Origin of the sequence: Dyadobacter sp. 676, from assembly GCF_040448675.1 — a bacterium.
Lineage (GTDB): Bacteria > Bacteroidota > Bacteroidia > Cytophagales > Spirosomataceae > Dyadobacter.
The window spans coordinates 58,661-77,475 of sequence record NZ_CP159289.1; the positions used below are offsets into that span (position 1 = coordinate 58,661).

At 50.5% G+C, this 18,815-nt stretch carries 19 protein-coding genes; 6 read left to right on the forward strand and 13 right to left on the reverse strand.

Annotated elements, in window-relative coordinates:
• The 3 genes from ABV298_RS00310 to ABV298_RS00320 form a co-directional block, all read right to left on the reverse strand.
• A complete protein-coding gene (locus tag ABV298_RS00310; RefSeq protein WP_353720216.1) occupies positions 1 to 1,017 on the reverse strand; it encodes a FecR domain-containing protein in 1,017 nt (338 codons plus the stop codon).
• Between the two features lie 24 nt (positions 1,018 to 1,041).
• Positions 1,042 to 1,668 carry an RNA polymerase sigma-70 factor gene (locus tag ABV298_RS00315; RefSeq protein ID WP_353720217.1) on the reverse strand — a complete coding sequence of 209 codons (627 nt, stop codon included), beginning with the start codon at positions 1,666 to 1,668 and terminating at the stop codon, positions 1,042 to 1,044.
• Between the two features lie 169 nt (positions 1,669 to 1,837).
• Complete coding sequence (locus ABV298_RS00320; RefSeq protein WP_353720218.1) at positions 1,838 to 2,131, reverse strand: hypothetical protein; 294 nt, start codon at positions 2,129 to 2,131, stop codon at positions 1,838 to 1,840.
• Between the two features lie 386 nt (positions 2,132 to 2,517).
• On the opposite strand from ABV298_RS00320, the gene ABV298_RS00325 reads away from it, so the two are divergent.
• From ABV298_RS00325 to ABV298_RS00335, 3 genes are read left to right on the forward strand one after another with little or no spacing between them, the layout of a single operon-like run.
• Positions 2,518 to 3,060 (forward strand): two-component regulator propeller domain-containing protein, encoded by a 543-nt coding sequence (locus ABV298_RS00325; protein WP_353720219.1) that lies wholly within the window; start codon positions 2,518 to 2,520, stop codon positions 3,058 to 3,060.
• Between the two features lie 46 nt (positions 3,061 to 3,106).
• A complete protein-coding gene (locus ABV298_RS00330; RefSeq protein ID WP_353720220.1) occupies positions 3,107 to 5,281 on the forward strand; it encodes a hypothetical protein in 2,175 nt (724 codons plus the stop codon).
• Positions 5,247 to 5,645: a HAMP domain-containing sensor histidine kinase gene (locus ABV298_RS00335; protein ID WP_353720221.1), complete on the forward strand. Its 399-nt coding sequence runs from the start codon at positions 5,247 to 5,249 to the stop codon at positions 5,643 to 5,645. The genes ABV298_RS00330 and ABV298_RS00335 overlap by 35 nt, the downstream gene beginning before the upstream one ends.
• 108 nt (positions 5,646 to 5,753) lie before the next feature.
• On the opposite strand, the gene ABV298_RS00340 is transcribed toward ABV298_RS00335, so the two are convergent.
• Complete coding sequence (locus tag ABV298_RS00340) at positions 5,754 to 6,215, reverse strand: SRPBCC domain-containing protein (RefSeq protein WP_353720222.1); 462 nt, start codon at positions 6,213 to 6,215, stop codon at positions 5,754 to 5,756.
• A 110-nt stretch (positions 6,216 to 6,325) separates the two neighbouring features.
• On the reverse strand, positions 6,326 to 7,069 hold the full coding sequence (locus ABV298_RS00345; protein ID WP_353720223.1) for an SDR family oxidoreductase: 744 nt from the start codon (positions 7,067 to 7,069) through the stop codon (positions 6,326 to 6,328).
• 214 nt (positions 7,070 to 7,283) lie between these two features.
• On the opposite strand from ABV298_RS00345, the gene ABV298_RS00350 reads away from it, so the two are divergent.
• Positions 7,284 to 8,306, forward strand: a complete 1,023-nt coding sequence (locus ABV298_RS00350) for an LLM class flavin-dependent oxidoreductase (RefSeq protein WP_353720224.1) — start codon at positions 7,284 to 7,286, stop codon at positions 8,304 to 8,306.
• Between the two features lie 95 nt (positions 8,307 to 8,401).
• Here the strand turns inward: ABV298_RS00350 and ABV298_RS00355 are convergent, their stop codons facing one another.
• From ABV298_RS00355 to ABV298_RS00365, 3 genes are all read right to left on the reverse strand, one after another.
• Complete coding sequence (locus ABV298_RS00355; RefSeq protein WP_353720225.1) at positions 8,402 to 10,276, reverse strand: FtsX-like permease family protein; 1,875 nt, start codon at positions 10,274 to 10,276, stop codon at positions 8,402 to 8,404.
• A 75-nt stretch (positions 10,277 to 10,351) separates the two neighbouring features.
• A complete protein-coding gene (locus ABV298_RS00360; RefSeq protein ID WP_353720226.1) occupies positions 10,352 to 10,852 on the reverse strand; it encodes an ABC transporter permease in 501 nt (166 codons plus the stop codon).
• 499 nt (positions 10,853 to 11,351) lie between these two features.
• Complete coding sequence (locus tag ABV298_RS00365) at positions 11,352 to 11,726, reverse strand: hypothetical protein (RefSeq protein WP_353720227.1); 375 nt, start codon at positions 11,724 to 11,726, stop codon at positions 11,352 to 11,354.
• 365 nt (positions 11,727 to 12,091) lie between these two features.
• Between ABV298_RS00365 and ABV298_RS00370 the strand changes: the two genes are divergently transcribed.
• Positions 12,092 to 12,748 (forward strand): dihydrofolate reductase family protein, encoded by a 657-nt coding sequence (locus ABV298_RS00370; protein ID WP_353720228.1) that lies wholly within the window; start codon positions 12,092 to 12,094, stop codon positions 12,746 to 12,748.
• Between the two features lie 63 nt (positions 12,749 to 12,811).
• On the opposite strand, the gene ABV298_RS00375 is transcribed toward ABV298_RS00370, so the two are convergent.
• From ABV298_RS00375 to ABV298_RS00395, 5 genes are all read right to left on the reverse strand, one after another.
• Positions 12,812 to 13,768, reverse strand: coding sequence for a hypothetical protein (locus tag ABV298_RS00375; protein WP_353720229.1), 957 nt, complete (start codon positions 13,766 to 13,768; stop codon positions 12,812 to 12,814).
• Positions 13,769 to 14,008: 240 nt separating this feature from the next.
• Positions 14,009 to 15,022: a GDP-mannose 4,6-dehydratase gene (locus ABV298_RS00380; RefSeq protein WP_353720230.1), complete on the reverse strand. Its 1,014-nt coding sequence runs from the start codon at positions 15,020 to 15,022 to the stop codon at positions 14,009 to 14,011.
• Entirely contained in the window at positions 15,019 to 15,477 is a 459-nt protein-coding gene (locus ABV298_RS00385; RefSeq protein ID WP_353720231.1) for a glycosyltransferase, read from the reverse strand. Before ABV298_RS00385 ends, ABV298_RS00380 begins: the two co-directional genes overlap by 4 nt.
• Positions 15,416 to 16,123 carry a glycosyltransferase gene (locus tag ABV298_RS00390; protein WP_353720232.1) on the reverse strand — a complete coding sequence of 236 codons (708 nt, stop codon included), beginning with the start codon at positions 16,121 to 16,123 and terminating at the stop codon, positions 15,416 to 15,418. The genes ABV298_RS00385 and ABV298_RS00390 overlap by 62 nt, the downstream gene beginning before the upstream one ends.
• On the reverse strand, positions 16,089 to 16,781 hold the full coding sequence (locus tag ABV298_RS00395; protein WP_353720233.1) for a class I SAM-dependent methyltransferase: 693 nt from the start codon (positions 16,779 to 16,781) through the stop codon (positions 16,089 to 16,091). Before ABV298_RS00395 ends, ABV298_RS00390 begins: the two co-directional genes overlap by 35 nt.
• A gap of 602 nt (positions 16,782 to 17,383) precedes the next feature.
• Here ABV298_RS00395 and ABV298_RS00400 point away from each other — a divergent pair.
• The gene (locus tag ABV298_RS00400; RefSeq protein ID WP_353720234.1) at positions 17,384 to 18,712 is read left to right on the forward strand and encodes a hypothetical protein; all 1,329 of its coding nucleotides are present in this window, start codon (positions 17,384 to 17,386) and stop codon (positions 18,710 to 18,712) included.
• Positions 18,713 to 18,815: the final 103 nt, after the last annotated feature.

Sequence of the window (18,815 nt, forward strand, 5' to 3'; positions counted from 1 at the left end):
TTAATTGGTGTCAAGTGAATCAGGTACGAGGTAAACCTTCCCGCTCCGCACTTCGACGGTCATTTCGAGCATTTCCGCCAGTACGGAAAGCAGTTCGTCGGCTTGCCGTGCCTTAAAAGTGCCCGTAACCTGGCGTGCGGCCAGCGAGGGGTCGTCGATGACGGTCTGTAAGCCGAAAACCGAATGCAGCTCGCGGGTAACATCGAAAAGGCTGGTATGATCAAAGCGGAAATGATGTTCCTGCCAGCTGGCCGGATTGGCGCGTTCCGTGGTGGTCAATGGCTGAATGTCGATCTCGCCCGTACTTTCGATAGATGCTTTTTCGCCCGGTTCCATATCGAGCGGTGCGGCCATTTCCGGTGACGAAATCCGGACCTTCCCCTTGCTGAGCACTACCTGCGTCCCCTTCTCGCGGGAATACACGAAGAACTCGGTACCCAGCACGGTTACCTTTCCATGATCGGGCGTGTGTACCGTGAACGGCTGGTTGTCGGCCCGGTGCGTCACTACAAAACTTGCCTCCCCTTCCAGCGCCACGTCCCGGTTGAACCATCCGAAACCCCAGCGCAGCATTTTCAGCCCGCTATTGGGATGGAGTGCCACTGTGCTGCCATCGGGCAATGCGAGCGTGCGGTTTTCCGCGTAGCCGGTCCGGTAGTTTTCATAAAATACTACGTCTCTGAAAAGGTAAGCCGTAAACCCCGAGATAACCACCGCCGCAGCCGCCCAGCGCCCTAAGGTACCGAAGCCGTTTCGGATGTCGCCTGTCCGGCTCGCAACGGCCGCCTGCTCTTCCTTGTATTCTTCCGCTTCAAGTAATTCCTGCATCCGCTCAAATGCACTATCCACATCAGGCAAAAATTGCGGATGGCTGTTTTCCCATTCCTGTAACCATTCAAAATACATTTCCTGGCTCTCCTGCCCGGCCAGCCACTCCTCGATCAGCTGCTTTTGCAGGATCGTGGCCTGGCCGGAAAAATAGGTGAAGAGCATTTCTTTCGACAATGGCGTTTTCATGAATGGCTGTATGCTGATTATATTCTAATTTCTTTTCAGCGACCGGCGCAATACGTTGAGCGCCCTGCTGATGTGCCCCTCCACCGCTTTTACCGAAACATCGAGCCGTGCGGCAATCTCCTGGTAGGACTTTCCCTCGAACCGGCTCAGCACAAATGCTTTCTGGCATTGAGGCGGTAATCCATTGATCACCCGCTCGATATGCATATAAAGCTCGTCGGTCTCCATGATCTGCTGGGGAGAAAGCATGTCCAGGCCCGAATGCTCCGCAAGCTCTTCCTGCCGGGTTTTCTGAAACTCCCAGCGAAGCCAGGTGAAGCACCGATTACGCACGGCCGTGAACAGGTAAGCCCGGAAAGTGGACGTGACGGTTAAATGCAAATGCTTTTTCCAAAAATTGAGGAAGATCTCCGTCACCAGGTCCTCGGCCACTTCTTTGTTATACACAAAGCGCACCGCATGGCTGCAAAGCGGAATATAATAGGTCCGGAACAACAGCTCGTAGCCCTTGGCCGGATCGGTTTCGAATGTTTTCCGAATAAAAAACTCCTTGTCCGTCGATTCCGGCACGCGCTTGTCCCCGCCATGTCCGGCCGGCTTGCCGAGGTTTTGCTCCTCGTCCGGTTGTTGGTCAAATGGTTCGGGGTTCACGTAGCTCTGTCGGGTTTAGTTCTAAACACAGGACAAAATTTTGAAAGCCGACCCTAGCTGCCCCCGAAAAAACTTTTATTTTTTCTTTTTGCAGAAGAAAGAATAGCTTCGCCGCCGGAGCTTTATCCCGATCAGCGCTTAACCGGCGCTTCAAGAAAGAGGAGCTTCCTCATGAAATTTTCAATATTTCCTTTTCTATTCTCGACAAAAATTTGGATCGTGATTTCAAAGTCTCGATGTCGCTGTGGGATGACAGGTAAAACACCCCTTCTTTGCCGGGATCATCCAGCAGATAAAATTTGTAACCATACCTGACCTCGCCCGGCAACAGTTCGCTGCCTTTGATCGTAGGTACGAATTGATAAAGTATGGCGCCGTGTTCCTTAAAAAACTCCGGGATGAACGGTGTGGTAAGCTGGTCTGGATTTGCTGCCTTTGCCGTGTAGTGCTGCGGTTTTCGCATAAGGGTTAAGTTTGTTGATGATGACGTACAACAAAAATAACTTCACTTTTTGACAAACACACAAAAACATGATATTATTTTTATCTTGATTTTGGTATCAATAATATCAACCTACCAGACATTATTTTTCCTTTGAATCCGGAAGCCTGCCACGCATTGAGGCAATTTCCGTAATTGACTAACTCCTGCCGTTGTCCGTCGGCCATCGTTCCTCGTTCCGTTGGAAAGTCATAGAACTATTTCTATCGACCTGGATTAAACAAAGGTGTAATTGTATTGCTTTTCCTTTCGATATTCGCCTATTTGGCTTAATTTGTTGCCTTCCTTGGATAATACTCCCTCTCACGTGACATCAGTGGAAAAACAATCTGAAGTATCCTGCCCTCATGAGATTATTAATGTTGATTTTACTGACAACGCTCCTTTTAGCGCCTGAACCCCTGTTTGCGAAGCAGGAAGGCCCGGGTTACTCCCTGAGGCATTTTACCAATGAAAATGGCCTCCCCCAAAATTCAGTAAGGTCCTTTGCGGCAGATCGCGATGGTTTCATTTGGCTGGCTACCGATATGGGTTTGGCGCGATTCGACGGCCAGTATTTTGTGACTTTTGATGCGGGGAATCTCCGAACAAGTACCAGCCAGATCGTGTCTTTCGCTCCCGACCCGGAAGGGCGAAAAGATCGGTTGTATGCTTTGAGCGCAGATTGCAACCATATCAAGATTTCCCGGGGTACGGCGGTCGTCGATAGCAATTTGCTCGAAGCATATTCCAACGGCCAGTTTAAGCCAAGGGAAGCAAACTGTGATTGGTTCTATTGGGTCGGTTTACCCGATCGGCACAAAGGTCAGTGGCCGATTTCACACTACCTGTTTTTAATCCCCGGCTCCGGGGGAAGTTTTTTACATGTGGCGCAAAGGCGGGAAAATTGATTTTTACCGGAGCTGGAAAAAGCAGCGAACTTATGCTACCTCTGGTTTGTCACCATTTGGGCTTTTCAGATTAGGGACAAACCTGTATCACGACGATCAGCACGGTAACATCGAACTGATAGCGACCACGCCTGAAACGAATGTAAAACCCGGAAAAATTAAACTCACCAGAGCATCACCACAGCATGCCGGCATCGATCTGTCCAAACCTTACGTGATTTATTCACACGATTTGTCGGGACAGACATTTATTTATCAGAATCAAAAACTTCACCAGCTTTCACAAGGCAAGCCCGGAGCTCTTCGTACCACGGTTTTACTCGAATCCTTTGATTTCCAGAAAAACAACATAGTTTCGGTATACTTCGACGAAAAGCATCAAAGACTTTATCTGGGAACCTCCAACAACGGTTTTTTCATTCTTGATTTCCACTTTTTCGAAACGCTGACCGTCGATAGCAACGAACCTGATGCGAATGTATTCTATTCGCAAATCGCCTTCTCCGACAGCACGATCCTCATTCCGTCTTTCAACGTACTGGGCAAGGACGTCACCGGGCGTACCATTTCGTACAAACTCCCTCCCCTGGTTCATCACATTCCGATGAACATGCAAAGTGTGTTGAAATCCCGTTCCGGTGATATTTGGGTCAGGAAAATGAATATGCTGTACCAATTCGATGGGAAGAGCAAAAAACTAAAAAACCAATGGAATGCAGGAAGGGAAATATCCCCTATTTATGAAGGCAGGGATGGGCGTATCTGGCTTGGCACACGGTTTGATGGCTTACTATATATTAATCCGGAGGAAAACGAAGCCTCTCTACGAACTTTCTCCCACAAAATCACAGGCATTACTTATATGTTGCAGGAAAATACTGACACCCTCTGGGTCGGCACACGGACCGGCTTGTTCAGAGTCGACCTGAAACGGAAGACCTTTTCCGTGTTGCCTAATACGAGCACCTGTCACATCAAAAGTCTCCACAGTTCGCAGGCGGGAGAACTTTGGATTACAACCGGCAAAAACGGGCTCTTTCTACTTAAAGACGCACAGCTTACCCGGCTTCCCCTGGATAAAAATAAGATATTGCTTAATGCGCATTGCCTGATGGAAGACAGGAACGGCTTTTTGTGGATACCAACCAACAACGGACTGTTTCGCATTTATCGCAAGGATTTGCTGGATTTCACGGAACACCGGGATAGTACGCGGCTATATTATCATCGCTTCAAAAAACGCGACGGCTTCCGCACCAACGAATTCAACGGCGGTTGCCAACCCTGCGCGGTGCGCTTGCGCAACGGCTACCTGTCCCTGCCTTCGATTGACGGACTGGTCTTTTTCAGACCCGAACAAACACCGGTAGATGTGCCGGACTCGCAAATCTTCATCGACCGGATCGAAGCGGACTCACGGAATATTCCTGTAAATGGTTCAAAAATACAGCTTAACGGCGTCAGCGATATCCAGGTATTCATTTCGTCCCCCTACCTCGGCAACTGGGAAAACCAGCAGCTTTTCTACTCGGTATCGAGCGACAGGAGAACTGAAATCAGACAAATATGGCACCCCATTGAAAACGAACAGCAGTCAGTCCATCTCAATAGCCTGGAATCGGGAACCTACACGCTAAAAATCCGTAAAAATGGTGGGTTTGGAGCAAATTCAGAACGGTTGGCGACACTTACCCTCGTTATTCCGTATGCGTGGTATGAAACCTGGCCATTCAAAATGCTGGTAGTATCCCTGTTGCTCACGGCTATTTTTATGTACTACAAGAACCGCCTCAGAAGAGCCAACCGATTAAACAGGATACTCGAATCCCGTGTGTCGGAAAAGACGCGCAATTTGCAGGAAACAATAAACGTCCTGAAAACGTCCGAACAGGAACTCATGAGGCAAACCCGCTTGCAAATGCACCTGATTGCATCCATCAGCCACGATATCCGAAGCCCGCTGCGGTCGATAGAATTCACCTCTGCAAAGCTGTCGGGGATAATCGAGAACGGTGACTATACGCTCGCCAAAACATTAGGATCAAGGGTAAACGAATCGTCCAGAAAGATCCTTTCCCTGTTGGAAAATATGCTCTCATATGCTAAATCTCATGTTTCGGGCGATGTTGTTTCGTATGAGATATTTCCGGCCCGCCCCGCTGATTGGCGAGGTCGCGTACATTTTCATGGAAGCATTCGCGGCCCAGCAGAATCATTTTGAAAACCATGTGCCCGAAACGCTTCGGATCAGGTCCAACAGGCAGTTATTGAAAATCATCCTGCATAACCTGATTGACAACGCCAACAAATATACTTCCGACGGGATCGTAAGCGTTGGCGGCAGCCAGGAAGGGCCGGCGGTAAGACTGGTGGTATCCGACACCGGGCCGGGGCTATCCGGAGACTTGGTGAACTGGATCAACGAAAGCAACGCAGCTTATCCGGAATCCCCGGACGGAGAGCCCCGCATGCACGGCATCGGGCTGGTCATTATCAAAGAACTTACAGAAATATTAGGGCTCGAAATTTCTGTCAGCTCCGGCCATGGAACAAGGTTCGAAATCCTGATTACCAATATCCTGTAAGCTCACGTCATTTTGGCCATGTGCTGAAACCCATTTTGAACGCGGCAGATAAACACCTGCACTTACAAGCCTCGATTGCCACAATGCTGGGTGGGCCAGGGCGTTCCTTTACCGGTTTCGCAAAACAGTTTCAAACTCCTCAAAAACTGCCCCCCATGTGTAACTGCATTCCGCAAACATAGGTGTGTAAGAGTCCCAGTCGTCGTGCTGACATGTCAGCAATACTCCCCGGGCGGCCGGGCTTTGTTCGACCTGACCCCTAACCTCGGGGTGTGTTTCCAGCAATTTTTCGTTGCTTGATTCGAGGAGCCTGAAACCGATGGTCGTCCCGACCCACTCCGAATCACCTTGTACGCAATGCCATTTGACAAATTCGAGAGGCTTTAACTCCAGTATCCGCATCTTTTTAAGATAGCTGTCGCCGAAAGGGAAACTTGCGCTCGAATTTAGTACAGCGGCTGCGCTGGCTCCGGGAGTCCACCACGACGATAGCCCTTCTGAGGTTGTCAGCGCGTCGTAGACTTCTTTCGCAGTTGCGGCGATCAGAAGCGATTGTCGTATGTTCGGCATATGTTTTCGAAAGCGTATTCCAACATTAAAGGCCTCGCCTTCATCGATCTAACTATCCGTATGCACTTCTTCCGCGATACTTCACCTGGCTACCCACCGTCATCCGGCAACTAGCGTCCACCGGTAACGTCTATAAAAACGCCCGTCGAGAAAGACGATTTTTCTGTCGAAAGCCAGATGATCGCCTCGGCTACTTCCGATGCCAGACCGCCCCGTTTCAGGGGGATACTTTCCTTGATCCTGTCGACGCGGCCCGGCTCGCCGCCCGAAACGTGAATGTCGGTATAAATAAATCCCGGCCTGACGGCATTGACGCGAATACCCTCCTCCGCAACTTCCTTCGCCAGGCCGATCGTAAGCGCATCCAACGCACCTTTTGAAGCCGCATAGTCGATATATTCACCCGGCGCGCCCGTACGGGCCGCAATGGAAGATACGTTTACGATCGTTCCGCCCGTACCGCCGTTTTTGACCGACATTCTTTTCACAGCCTCGCGTGCACACAGGAACTGCCCGACGATGTTCGCGGTAAAAACGCGGTTAAGCCGCGCCAGGTCCATTTGTTCCAGGCGCATCTGACGTTCGAGGATACCTGCATTGTTGACGAGTGCCTGCAAATTTCCAAATGTACGGTCGGCCTCTTCGAAAAGCCGGATTACATCCGCTTCTTTGGATATATCGGCCTGGACAGCTACCGCGCTGCCTCCTTTTGCAAGAATGTCGGACACGACCTTTTCGGCGGCGGATTTATTCTGGTGATAATTAACCACAACGGCAAAGTCGTGATCGGCAGCAAGATACGCCGTGGCCGCTCCTATTCCGCGGCTTGCACCCGTAACTATCATTGTTCTCATCGCATTGCAAATTTTTAAAATGTGTTTTTAAAACCCTTTTCGGCCAATATACCGGATTGTCTTCGGTTACGTATCCCTCCGGGGCGCTTTTCACCGGCTGAGTGTCCACAATGGCGCTTTTTTTCATAAGCCCTCCGAAAACTCAGGAACTTTTAAAGCGGAATAATCTTTCTTATGTTCACCCGACTTCGGGAATAAGAACTGAAAACGCCACGTGAAAAAAATCGGATTTCTATCGTTCGGCCATTGGTCTAACCACCCGGCCTATCAGGCCAGAACAGCAAGCGACACGCTGCTACAATCCATTGACCTGGCTGTTGCCGCGGAAGAAATCGGTTTAGACGGCGCCTATTTTCGTGTGCATCACTTCGCGGCTCAGTTGGCGTCGCCATTCCCTTTGCTGGCGGCTATCGGCGCCAAAACAAGCAAAATCGGGATCGGGACGGGTGTGATTGACATGCGTTACGAAAATCCGCTGTATATGGTAGAAGATGCCGGCGCTGCGGATTTAATTTCGGAAGGCCGGCTGCAATTGGGAATCAGCAGAGGTTCGCCGGAACAGGTAATCGACGGCTGGCGCTACTTTGGGTATGAGCCCGCAGAGGGAGAAACCGATGCAGATATGGGGCGCCGTAAAGCGTTGGAATTTCTGGACAAGCTAAGGGGCGTCGGATTTGCACAGCCGAATCCGTACCCGATGTTTCCGAACCCGCCGGGTTTACTACGCCTGGAACCCCATTCCGAAGGATTACGGGAACGTATCTGGTGGGGCGCAGCTTCCAATGCTACCGCCGTTTGGGCAGCCGAAAACGGAATGCATCTTCAAAGCTCCACCCTGAAATACGATGAAAGCGGCAAGCCTTTCCATGTACAACAGGCAGAGCAGATCAGGCTGTACAAGGAGGCATGGAAAAAAGCCGGACACGAGCGCGAACCAAGGGTTTCGGTGAGCCGGTCTATTTTTGCATTGGTAACCGACCAGGACCGCTATCTGTTTGGCCAGGAGGCCAGCAGGAGCGATAAAATCGGGATGATCGAACAGGGCAAACGCGCGATTTTCGGGAGAACCTACGCCGCGGAACCGGATCGGCTCATTAAAGAACTCGCACAGGACGAAGCTATCCAGGAAGCGGATACCCTCCTTTTGACTATACCCAACACCCTGGGAGTCGACTATAATGTCCATGTGCTGTCGTCTATTCTGGAACACGTGGCTCCCGGCCTGGGTTGGCGCTAGCCCGCCGAAAAGGATTGCATCCAGTTCATCGCTGGTGAAGGTTTGTTCGCTAAAAATCCGGGTTAGAAATGCTATGTTCCACGGTTTGTCCCTGGTTAATCGGTTCGCAGGCTTTTAACGGGATTGGCAAGAGCGGCCTTGACACTCTGGAAACTGATCGTCAAAAGGGCAATGCCTGTCGTCGCCCCGCCGGCCAGCGCAAAATACCACCATTGCAATGTGATCTTGTAAGCAAAACTCCGAAGCCAGCTGTCCATCAGATACCATGCTACCGGTGAGGCGATCAGGATCGCAATGCCGATCAACTGCAGAAAGTCCCGGGATAGCAATCCGATAATGCTGCTCACCGACGCACCTAATACCTTCCGTATACCGATCTCTTTCGTGCGCTGCTCGGCAGAGAACATCACCAGGCCAAGCAAACCCAGGCAGGAAATGACGATGGCTATGATGGTGAAAGCGGACGAGAGCTTGCCCATTACCTCTTCGCTCCGGTACAGGTCGTGATATTCCTGATCGATAAAATGGTAGTCGAACGGGTAGTCGGGGTTAAGCTTTTCGTAAACCTCCCGAAGCGCCGCAAGGCCCTCCCTGGTCTGTCCCGCGCCGAGCCGCACCAGGATCACACCAAAATACTCGTACTCCTTCACATCCACGATCACGGGCTTGATCTGCTCGTGAAGCGAGCCGGTGTGATAGTCTTTAAGGACGCCGATAATGTGCCCCTTCTTATTCCAGGCCGAAATCCATTTTCCTACCGGCTCCTTCATTCCCATTTGCCTGACCGCTTCTTCGTTCACCAGAAAGGCGTCGCTCGAATCGGTTGCATTGGACCGGGAGAAATCGCGGCCGGCGGCCAGCCGGAGGTTCATCAGCCTGACGAAATCGAAACCTACCGACGCCGGCTTGAAACCGACGGATGCATTTTTCTCTTTCCCCTCCCAGTTAATCGCGTCGTTACCGTTGAGCGTATTGGCCACACCGTCGCGCTCGTCCACGACAAATCCCATCGTATGAGGCGTTTCGGTGCTTCGGTCGACCATTTTTACACCTTGCCTTCCAGAGACCTGTTCTTTAAACAAAGCATATTTATTCTGTTTCGCCAGCTCGCCCTCGATACGGATATACAGCAGGTTCTCGCGGTCATACCCCAGGTGCCGCTCCTGCACAAACCGGGTCTGGCGGGACACGATCACTGTCGCGATCAGCAGCAACACCGAAAGGCTGAACTGAAAGACCGTCAGCCCCTTGCGGAACCAGCTGCCCCGGCTGGTAAACCGCATTACGCCCTTAAGAATACGGACCGGCTGAAAAGAAGACAGAAAAAATGCCGGGTAACTACCTGCCACCAGACCGGTAAAGACGGTCAGTCCCGCCACGACCAGCCAGAAAGATTTTTCCGTGAACGGCAGTGTCAACTGTTTGCCGGTAAAATCGTTGAACGCCGGCAATAATATCCACACCGCGGCCATGGTGATTATAAATGCCAGCAAAGCGAGCAACAATGCTTCGCAGTAGAACTGCGTGATCAGTTCGGCGCGGGCCGAGCCGAGTACCTTTCGCACTCCTACTTCCTTAGCCCTCTTGATCGACCGGGCCGTCGACAGTACCATGAAATTAATGCAGGCGATCAGGAGAATAAACGCGGCAACGCCCGTAAATATACGAACATACTCTATCCGGCCTCCGGCAGGCTTACCGTCTACGAAGCTGGCATGGAGATATTGGTCGGCCATGGGCTGCAATCCAATATAAGTAGCGAGGTTTTTCTCTTGTTTCACCCCGCTTTTGATCACTCTGTTGATCTTCGCCTCTACCAGCCCGGCGTCGGCCCCCGGCACCAGCTGGACGTACGTTCTGAACTCGGGGGAAGCCCATTCGAGTTTTGATTTTTGCCCTTCCCAATTCAGCAGAAAGTCAAACTGCATCGAGCTTTCCGGGCCGATGTCCTCAAACACAGAAGTAACCATCAATCCAGCTTGTTTTCGTAACGTAGAGGCTTTCCGATAGCATTCTGTGCCGAACCGAAAAACAGCATGGCCGTCTTATTGGAAATGGCTATACTTCCAATGTCGGGAAGGGCGGTTTGGGCTACGCCGGCCACGAGCGGATAGCTGAACATCGTAAAAAAAGTCGCGGCTTGCCCTCGCGCCCTTCAACTTGGCCTTCCGGTCGCCTGCCTGGATCGTTTCGGGATGGCCCCAGGGAAGTTCATAACCTGTCGCATAAAAAACGACGCGCTCGACCTCCGGCACCGAGCGAGGCAGGTCTTCCATCAAAAACTCGTCCGACAAGGGTCTCAGCCTCGGGCGGATCGGGGTGCGGTAATTGCCCGTCAGCACGCCGTTCGCCGACAATGTTTCATAGGCGGTGTAAAGATTACGGCCATTCTCGTGAAAATTGTCGACGGCCCGTTCATCCCTTACCCAAAGAAAGATAAAAAGGCAACAACTCATCCCAAGGGCCAGGCCCATAATATTGATCAAGCTGAATGCGAAGTGCTTGCCCAGGTTCCGGCCAGCGATTTTGAGATAGTTTTGGAGCATGGCTAACGAATATAAAACAGGTCGTGAACGATCATGAATGCGGCTTTCGCGCCGGCGTACCAATGGGGGGCATGACCGAGATCACACTGACTACATAGCGCAGGTCAGCCTCCCCCTTCCCTTTCTCTCTGCACCAGTAATGGTATAATTCATCCAGATCCCCCCTCCACCTCCTCGACGGTTTCGGCCGGGTGCATGCGGGTAAGCAGAATGCGCGCCCAGGCAGGAGGACCAGATTTTCGATGCCTCTTCATAAATCTTTCCGTTGGCCCGGGTGACGCGCACGCATTGTCGGCTGCTATTAGTTTCTATTTTATCGTACAAATGCCTTGCCAAATAGCTAACATATTAAAATTCAGCATATTACAATTTGTCAAAAGAATTAATACTGTCCGGTTGCGAACAGTACTTGTCCCTATGCGGACAGCTGCCAGGCCATGGAAATGCGGGCGTCAGCCGATCCGGATTGATGCGGGTCGGTATGCGATTGCCGGGATTGTTAACCGATAATGTCCGGCATGTCGATGCCTTCCTTGCCATTATTTCGGGCGGCGCCAAATTCTTCGGCAGGGTTAAAAATCTTGTTACCACGTAATTGTCCGATAGCAACCGCATGTCTGTTCACGATCTTGACCAGCACCTTACAATTTTTCAGCTGGCTCCACGCCTGCACTCCGCAGACTTCAAGGCATCGGAATACAAATTTTCCCAGGTAGGGAACATCACCGGTCCGTCCGCCCCTGGCGCCCGTATGAAATATCTCATGTCCCCCGAAAAAGAAGTTGACACCTTTTACATTGATTTCCAAAGCGGCGGTGAGGAACATATTGCCACAAGAGTAAATATGAGCCGCCTTTATCGCTCCTGTTTCCATAACGAATGAGTTTTTTGCTTTTTATGGAAAAACAAGTATACCCGACCGTTCCGATGCGTATACGCGCCTGTATCCACATGAAGGAACCGCAAGCCGGGTCCGTAAATCCTCATGATGACGAAGAATGTAACAGTTCCCTGTGTCGCGAAACAGGCCGGGCGATAATCTATCGGCCCTCCTGGCATAGCCCCGGTTGAAATATCTCCGTGCGGCGGACGTCGGAGGCAATTTTTCCGGTGCTGGCCGTGTCTTCTCGGAAAAATCCCTGCCGTGCCGCAATGCACCGTCACAGTTGGCATAATTACACCCCGCTTCGGTTAACCCGATTTTCTAGCTTTGTTTCATCAACAAAACGAGAAAAAAACATGCGAAAAATTATTGTTCCCACCTTCATGACAATGGACGGCGTATTGCAGGCACCGGGCGGCCCGGAAGAGGACCGTTCTAACGGGTTCGAATGGGGCGGCTGGCAATTCCCTTTCTGGGACGAGCAGATGAATAACAACCCGGGCAAGATTATGGCGACGTCATTCGACCTGTTGCTCGGCCGTCGGACCTATGAAATATTTGCGGCGCACTGGCCTTATCAGAATGATGCGATCGGCGAAATTTTCAACCGGATCAATAAATATGTGGTCGCTACAACACCCATCGATATGTCGTGGAAAAATTCGATCCTGATCGACAAAGATATAGTCAATGAGTTGAAAAAATTAAAGGAACAGGACGGGCCTGATTTGATGGTATGGGGCAGCAGCCGTTTGATGCAAACCCTGCTCGCCCACCGCCTCGTGGACGTATTGCATACATGGACGTATCCGATCACGCTGGGCAAGGGGAAAAAACTCTTTGAAGAAGGTACGCAGGCGCAGCGATGGAAAATGACGGATTCGGAGGTATCGGCGAAAGGCGTAATCTTCGCAAGCTATATCCTCGACGGCGAAGTGCAGTGCGGTTCTTTCGCACCACAGGAAGCAAGCGAAGCCGAATTGGCCCGCAGGCAGAAGTGGCAACGGGAATAAACGGCTGAAAACGTAATGCGAAGGTGCATCGATTTGATATCCGGGACGACTGCCACACGCCGGTCAGACCTCCTCCCGCCGGAATATAGAATCGATGCCATACCTTAGTTTACGGATTACCTTATCAACGAAGCGCTCGTTGGCCGGATAAATCCTTCTGTACATTTCCTGCAACCGGAGGAAGTATTCTTCATTTGCGCCGATGGTTTCGGGGAAATTGAATATGGTGTATTCAGGGTCAAACTTCGAGCGTCCGAACGGGTTTGGTCCTTTGGTATGCGTCGCGTCCTTACCGAACCCGACATTGTTTACCAGGCTGTTATCCGGAAACAGGGAGATCCCGTCGGCCTTAAACACCGTCCACCACCATCTGATCGCCCAGGAGCTGATGTTTTTTCTTTCCATCTGGTCGATGAGCATATCCTTGTATTTGATCGTTCCGTTGAGGTCGAACCTCCTGGCCAGATCCGGGTTTGTTTTCAGCTCTTCATAGCCTTCGGCCCGGGGGTCGAACTGGCTCCATGCCCTCTTCCAGGTAGCCCAGCCCCATGACGCCGTCAGAGGAAGAAAAAACGCGGACCGCGTTGCAGGGACACCAATGGGAAATTGGTAACCGCACACTTGCATTACCTTGTCCTGCTTTTCGTACCTTTCCAGGGCTTCGTTCATGTATTTAAGAAATCCCCTTGCGACAATCAGGTCGTCTTCCAGTACGATCACCCTACCGTGTTCGTTCACCTGCCGCGTTACCCCCTCGATGATCGAATTGGCTAATCCCTTGTTTTGCGCCGATTCGATAATATGGACCTCCTTACACCATTTCCGGTCCCTGATCAGCCGGCGGACCTCCGTCACCAACCGGCGGTCGTCGTCGGAAGCATCGGCCCTGGGGCCGTCGGCGTAAATATAGAGGACAGACTCGTCGGCCAGCATGTCGGCAGCCAGTGCTTCCAACGTCCGCTTCGTGTGAGCCGGACGCTTGTATACGAACAGGAGAATGGGTGCAGGATTGTATTGCATTAGTCAGATATATATTGCTGCCAACCGTCGTTTAAGCGCCTGCATTATCCATGCAGTTTTGGCAGCGTGATGAATCGGGGCACATTGGCGCGGCTGAACCCGCATCCTGAGCGGTATGCGGAAACGACCCGGCGAAGCTAGCAAAAAATATTACTCGTGTCACGCATTTGCCACGAACCTGGCAGGTTCCATGGCCCGTTTCGCCGAAAACCGCATATCCCGCGGATATTCGGGGTGGCCTCAATGAAAAAAGTGCCCCGCCGGGCCCTCCGACAGGCGAGCGGCCAGATGTTGAGCGTCCGGGGTATTTCTTATTTCCTCGTCAATCAGCATGTCGAGGACCTGATAGAAATCGAGGTTATAATCCCAGCCGAGGTCGCTGACCGCCTCCCGATTGTCGCCGTAAATATCTTCGATATCGGTTAACCGGCTGAGGTTCTTATCGACGACGATCTTTCCGGTATCCAGGCCCAGCCTGTGAAAAATATGGTGGACAATATCTTCCAGTAAAATGCTGGTGCCCGAACAGATGACATAGTCCTTCGCAACCGGGTTCTGCTGCATCAGCCACATGGCCTCCACATATTTAGGCGAATAACCAAAGTCGCGCCGTACATGCAGATTCCCGACCCGTAGCACCATATCGGGATTCGAAGTCATCTTAATGGCTTCGACGATCACTTTCTTTACAAAAAAGTTCGATGACCTCAGATAGGATTCATGGTTAAAAAGCACGCCGGTGCAGCAATGCAGCTTATAGGCTTCCCGGTAATTCACAATCATCCAGAAAGCCGACGCTTTGCTGATGGCATAAGGGCTCAACGGGTGCATCGGCGAATTGATCCTGACGGGCAAATCGCTCACCATCCCGTACATCTCCGAACTGGATGCCTGGTAAAACCTGGTATTTTTGTCATGCAGCCGGATCGCCTCCAGAAAATTCAGCACCGAAACGAAATTGAATTTGATGGTTTCGATCGGGTACTCGAAAGAAAGCCCGACGGAGCTTTGTGCCGCCAGGTTATATATCTCGTCCGGCTTGTATTTTACCAGCAATCTTAAAATCGAGGCTTGCTCCCACAGATCGCACAATTCCAGCGTAACCTGGTCGCGGATCCCGAGATATTCCAGCCCATGCAATTTCCGGTTCAGGTCCCTTACAACGCCGACGACCTTGTAACCCTTCGAGAGCAGCAGCTGCGCAAGATACGCCCCGTCCTGTCCCGATATTCCTGTTATAATAGCGACTTTCATAGGGCCGACTGATAAATGTCCAACGTCTCGCGCGATACCTTCTCCCAGGAGAACTTCCCGGCCTGCCTGAGGCCTCTCTCGCGATATTCCTCGCGCAGCCCCCGGTCATAATAAAACAACTCGCATTTGTTCAGCATATCCCCCGGGTTTTCGGGGTCGATGTATAACGCCGCCTCCTGGCCGACCTCCGGCAACGAACTCACATTGCTCAGTATCGTCGGGCAACCGCAATTGAATGCTTCGAGTGCCGGAATGCCGAAGCCTTCGTACAAGCTTGGAAAAACAAAAAAAAGCGCTTTGCTATAAAGCGCCGCCAGGCGCTGGTCATCGATGGGCAATTGTACCACCTGGCTCGCTACCCCCAATTTATTGATCAATTGCAGTTCCTCGTCGTTAAATTTGCCACCTCCCGCACAGATCAGCCTTAGGCTCTTTTCCCGCTTCCAGCAAGCCATGTATGGCCTCGAAAAACAGGGCGAAGTTCTTGTAACCCAGCCTGTTTCCTACAAAAAGAATATAATCTCCCCAGTTTTCGTCGGTCCCGTCCGGGCGGGCGAAAAACGAACTTGCCAAATGCGTTACCTGAATGCGGTCCTCCGCAACGCCATAGTAATCAACGATATCCCGCTTTGTGCTTTGCGATATAGCGATGACCCTGGATGCCCTTTTTAACAATATTTCTCTATTTGAAATGACCTTGTCCATATTGGTAAGAAGCGTCGGATAGCGGTCCGAAAACTTCTCATGAATCAGATCATAAAAAGTAACGACAAACGGCCTGTTCGGCAGTTTCCCGTTCAAAAAATAAGTATCGTAATAGGTTGGATGAAAAATATCGTAATCGCCTTTTTGTATAAAGCGTTCCGAAACGAACCGGTTGAGCCGTTCTTTCACCGCCCAGCGCCCTTTGAATTTAAAAGGAAGGAACTGCCGGGAATCGTACATTCTCCGATCTTTTGTAAACTCGTTCTCTGAAAAGTAAATAGTGTTTTGGCAATCATTGCCGAGTAAAGTTAACCCTTTGGAGAGTTCATAAAAATACCGGGAAATCCCGCCGTAATTCTGATTATTGTATATCTGATGATCGTAGAGAATTTTCATTGCCACGGATAGAGTTTCTGATAAAATCGAAATCATTTGAAAGCAACGATTTCTGACTACGAACCTTTGTAACCAACTGAGCAACCTTCGGATTGAGCGACAGGCGAAACAGTGAGGGATTGATCCTGCGCCTTGTAATCAGGTGAAGCGTCCGACCATCGGTGTAAAAATTACATCCGAATTTCCGCGCAAGCGTATCCAGCGAGCGTTCTGAATACAATGCAATGTGCTGGCCGGTTTCCGGTGTGAAATACCACCAGTCACGGGCGGATGTGAGCTTACGCGCCGGCACCAGCTCCGTCGAGAAGAAAATTGAATCCGAAAACTCAAGCATTTTTTCCAGCTCTTCCACCGGGTTCTCGAGATGTTCGAATAGCTCGAAAGCGGTTAGGAGCTCAAATTTCCTGACCGAACTGTCGTGCAGATCGAAATGACGCGCAAAAATATTTTCGCAATAGGTATCGAACCTGTGAAAATCAAACCCGCAATCCCTCATGATTCTCACGAGCATTCCGTAGCCTCCTCCATAGTCGAGAAAATGCCCTTCCCTGTCAAAATGGGACAAAATCAAAGAGGAAAGCCGCTTGGAAATCCCGATGTTCCTTCCGACCAACCCGATATCGAGCGATGTAATTGCCGAGTTATAGGCTTCATTCAACCAATAAGGGGATTCGGTTTGTATGAATTTACATTCACTGCACTGATGGTAGTCTATCTTATATTGACTTAAAATAGTTGTCTTACTATCAAATAAAGCCGGAGAATCACTTCCACAAATCTTGCAAAACATAGGCGGTGGACGAAGAGCAAATGAGGGATCTAGTATGCGTTAATTAGTTACAAATTGACGGTAGCATCGGCCAAATATAGGCATATTTTTTTCAAGTTTACAAACATGCCGGAACCATTATTATTAAACGATCTTCTTTGGGAATCTACTTGTGCCAATTCTATTATTCGACCCAACCGGTGTGTATAATCGGCGTTATAAAGCATTATGGGGCGTAATGCATATGCGATCAGGCACAGAGTTGCAAACGAATCGATGCGGGCAGGCTTTCGGTTCGTGCCCTTTCAACAACATCTGCGGGCCCGGATTAATGCTATCTTAATACAGTAATAAAAGATACATATCTGCTAAATTAACAAGACATTTTCGGCTAAATATAAATTGTGCCAATCCTCTTTTATACCTTTACCCTGGCAAAAGACTACGGTCCCTGTTTGAAGACAAACCAACCTGAAGTAAAAGACTGACAAGTGGCAACTGAATTTTTTGTAGGCCCGATTCTCGATAACTGGCTGAAATACGGCCTGATCTACGGCCTCATCGTTTGCGTTTACCTGCTGTTATACAGAAAAATATACTGGGGAATATTCGACCCGATGTTCCTTACTACTATTAACCTGAGCGGAAGTGCGTTCTGCGTCTATTTCCTTTACTCGGACGAGTCGCTCAAGCCGGTCTACGGCTGGTCGTTCATCGGGACGGAAATTGCGCTCTTTTGCGGATTAAACCTGGCGGCGATGATCCCTGCGCTGCGGATCGGGGGGAGCAGGGAACTGGAGCATAAAAACGAGAGCGGTATCAGCGAGTTCGATGTTTTCTGTTTTATCGTGTGTATTGCGTATACCATCGTTGAAATCGTCAACCTGAAAACGGTCGGAATCGTTTTGCTCGATGAAGAAAACAACCACGTGTCCGCGTACGGCGGGCATGGCATTATCAGGGCCTTCCTGATGTCTTTCCGGACACTGGTGACGCTCACGCTGTATTACAAGGTGCTCTTCCTCAAAAGGAGGCTGAACGCGCTGGAGATTTTTATCTGCCTCGTGTTGCTGCTGGATATCGCGACAAGCGGCTCCAAATCCGCCATCGTCGTATTTTTTGTACTCTACTTCCTGACAGCCTATCCGTTGACTTTGCATGGGCAGATGAAGGCAATGAAAATCTCATTGCCGGCGTTGATGCTTCTGGCCACGTTCCCCATCGCGGTGGTCATGGTCTCGGTGGGGGCATCGCCCATCAGTGCGATGCAGCAGGTAGCGCTGAGATTTATGGCGAGCGGGGATATTTTTCTCCTCGGCTATTACGACGACGTGATGGCGTCCATCCAGGAAACTTCGTTTTTCAAATATGCATTTTACCCCGGCTGGGGCACGATCCTGAAAAACCTGGGTTTCAATATCATACCGCCGGAACCCATCGGTGTCGATGTTTTCGCGTATTACACCAACCGCCGGACCTCGGGAGCCAACGGCCGGTACAACTATCTTGCCTACCATTTCTTTGGTTTATGGGGAGGGATCGTATATGCCCTTATCATCGGTTTGCTTGTGGGCTACATCCGCCAGATATACGTAAAATTCAACCCGTCGACCGTTAGCTATTTTGTTTTCCTGTTTATGGTAATATTGGTCAACTCTTCGACCCGGTTGATCGATGACATCCTGTTATTCGGTAATACGAGCTTCTGGTCCCTGTTTTTCCTGATCGCCTGCTGTGTTGCGGCGAAGTTGCTCCATTTGGTACTCCGCGCGCTTGTAACGCATTCGCCGGATGTCAACATGAAAAATCAGCCGGGATAAGCCGCTGTCCGGAAAATGCCGCTATGAAAAAAATAGCTATACCCTCAGCAAAATCGCCGGGCAGGTCCGGTAAACGTGTAGCACGATGACATTACCGATATGA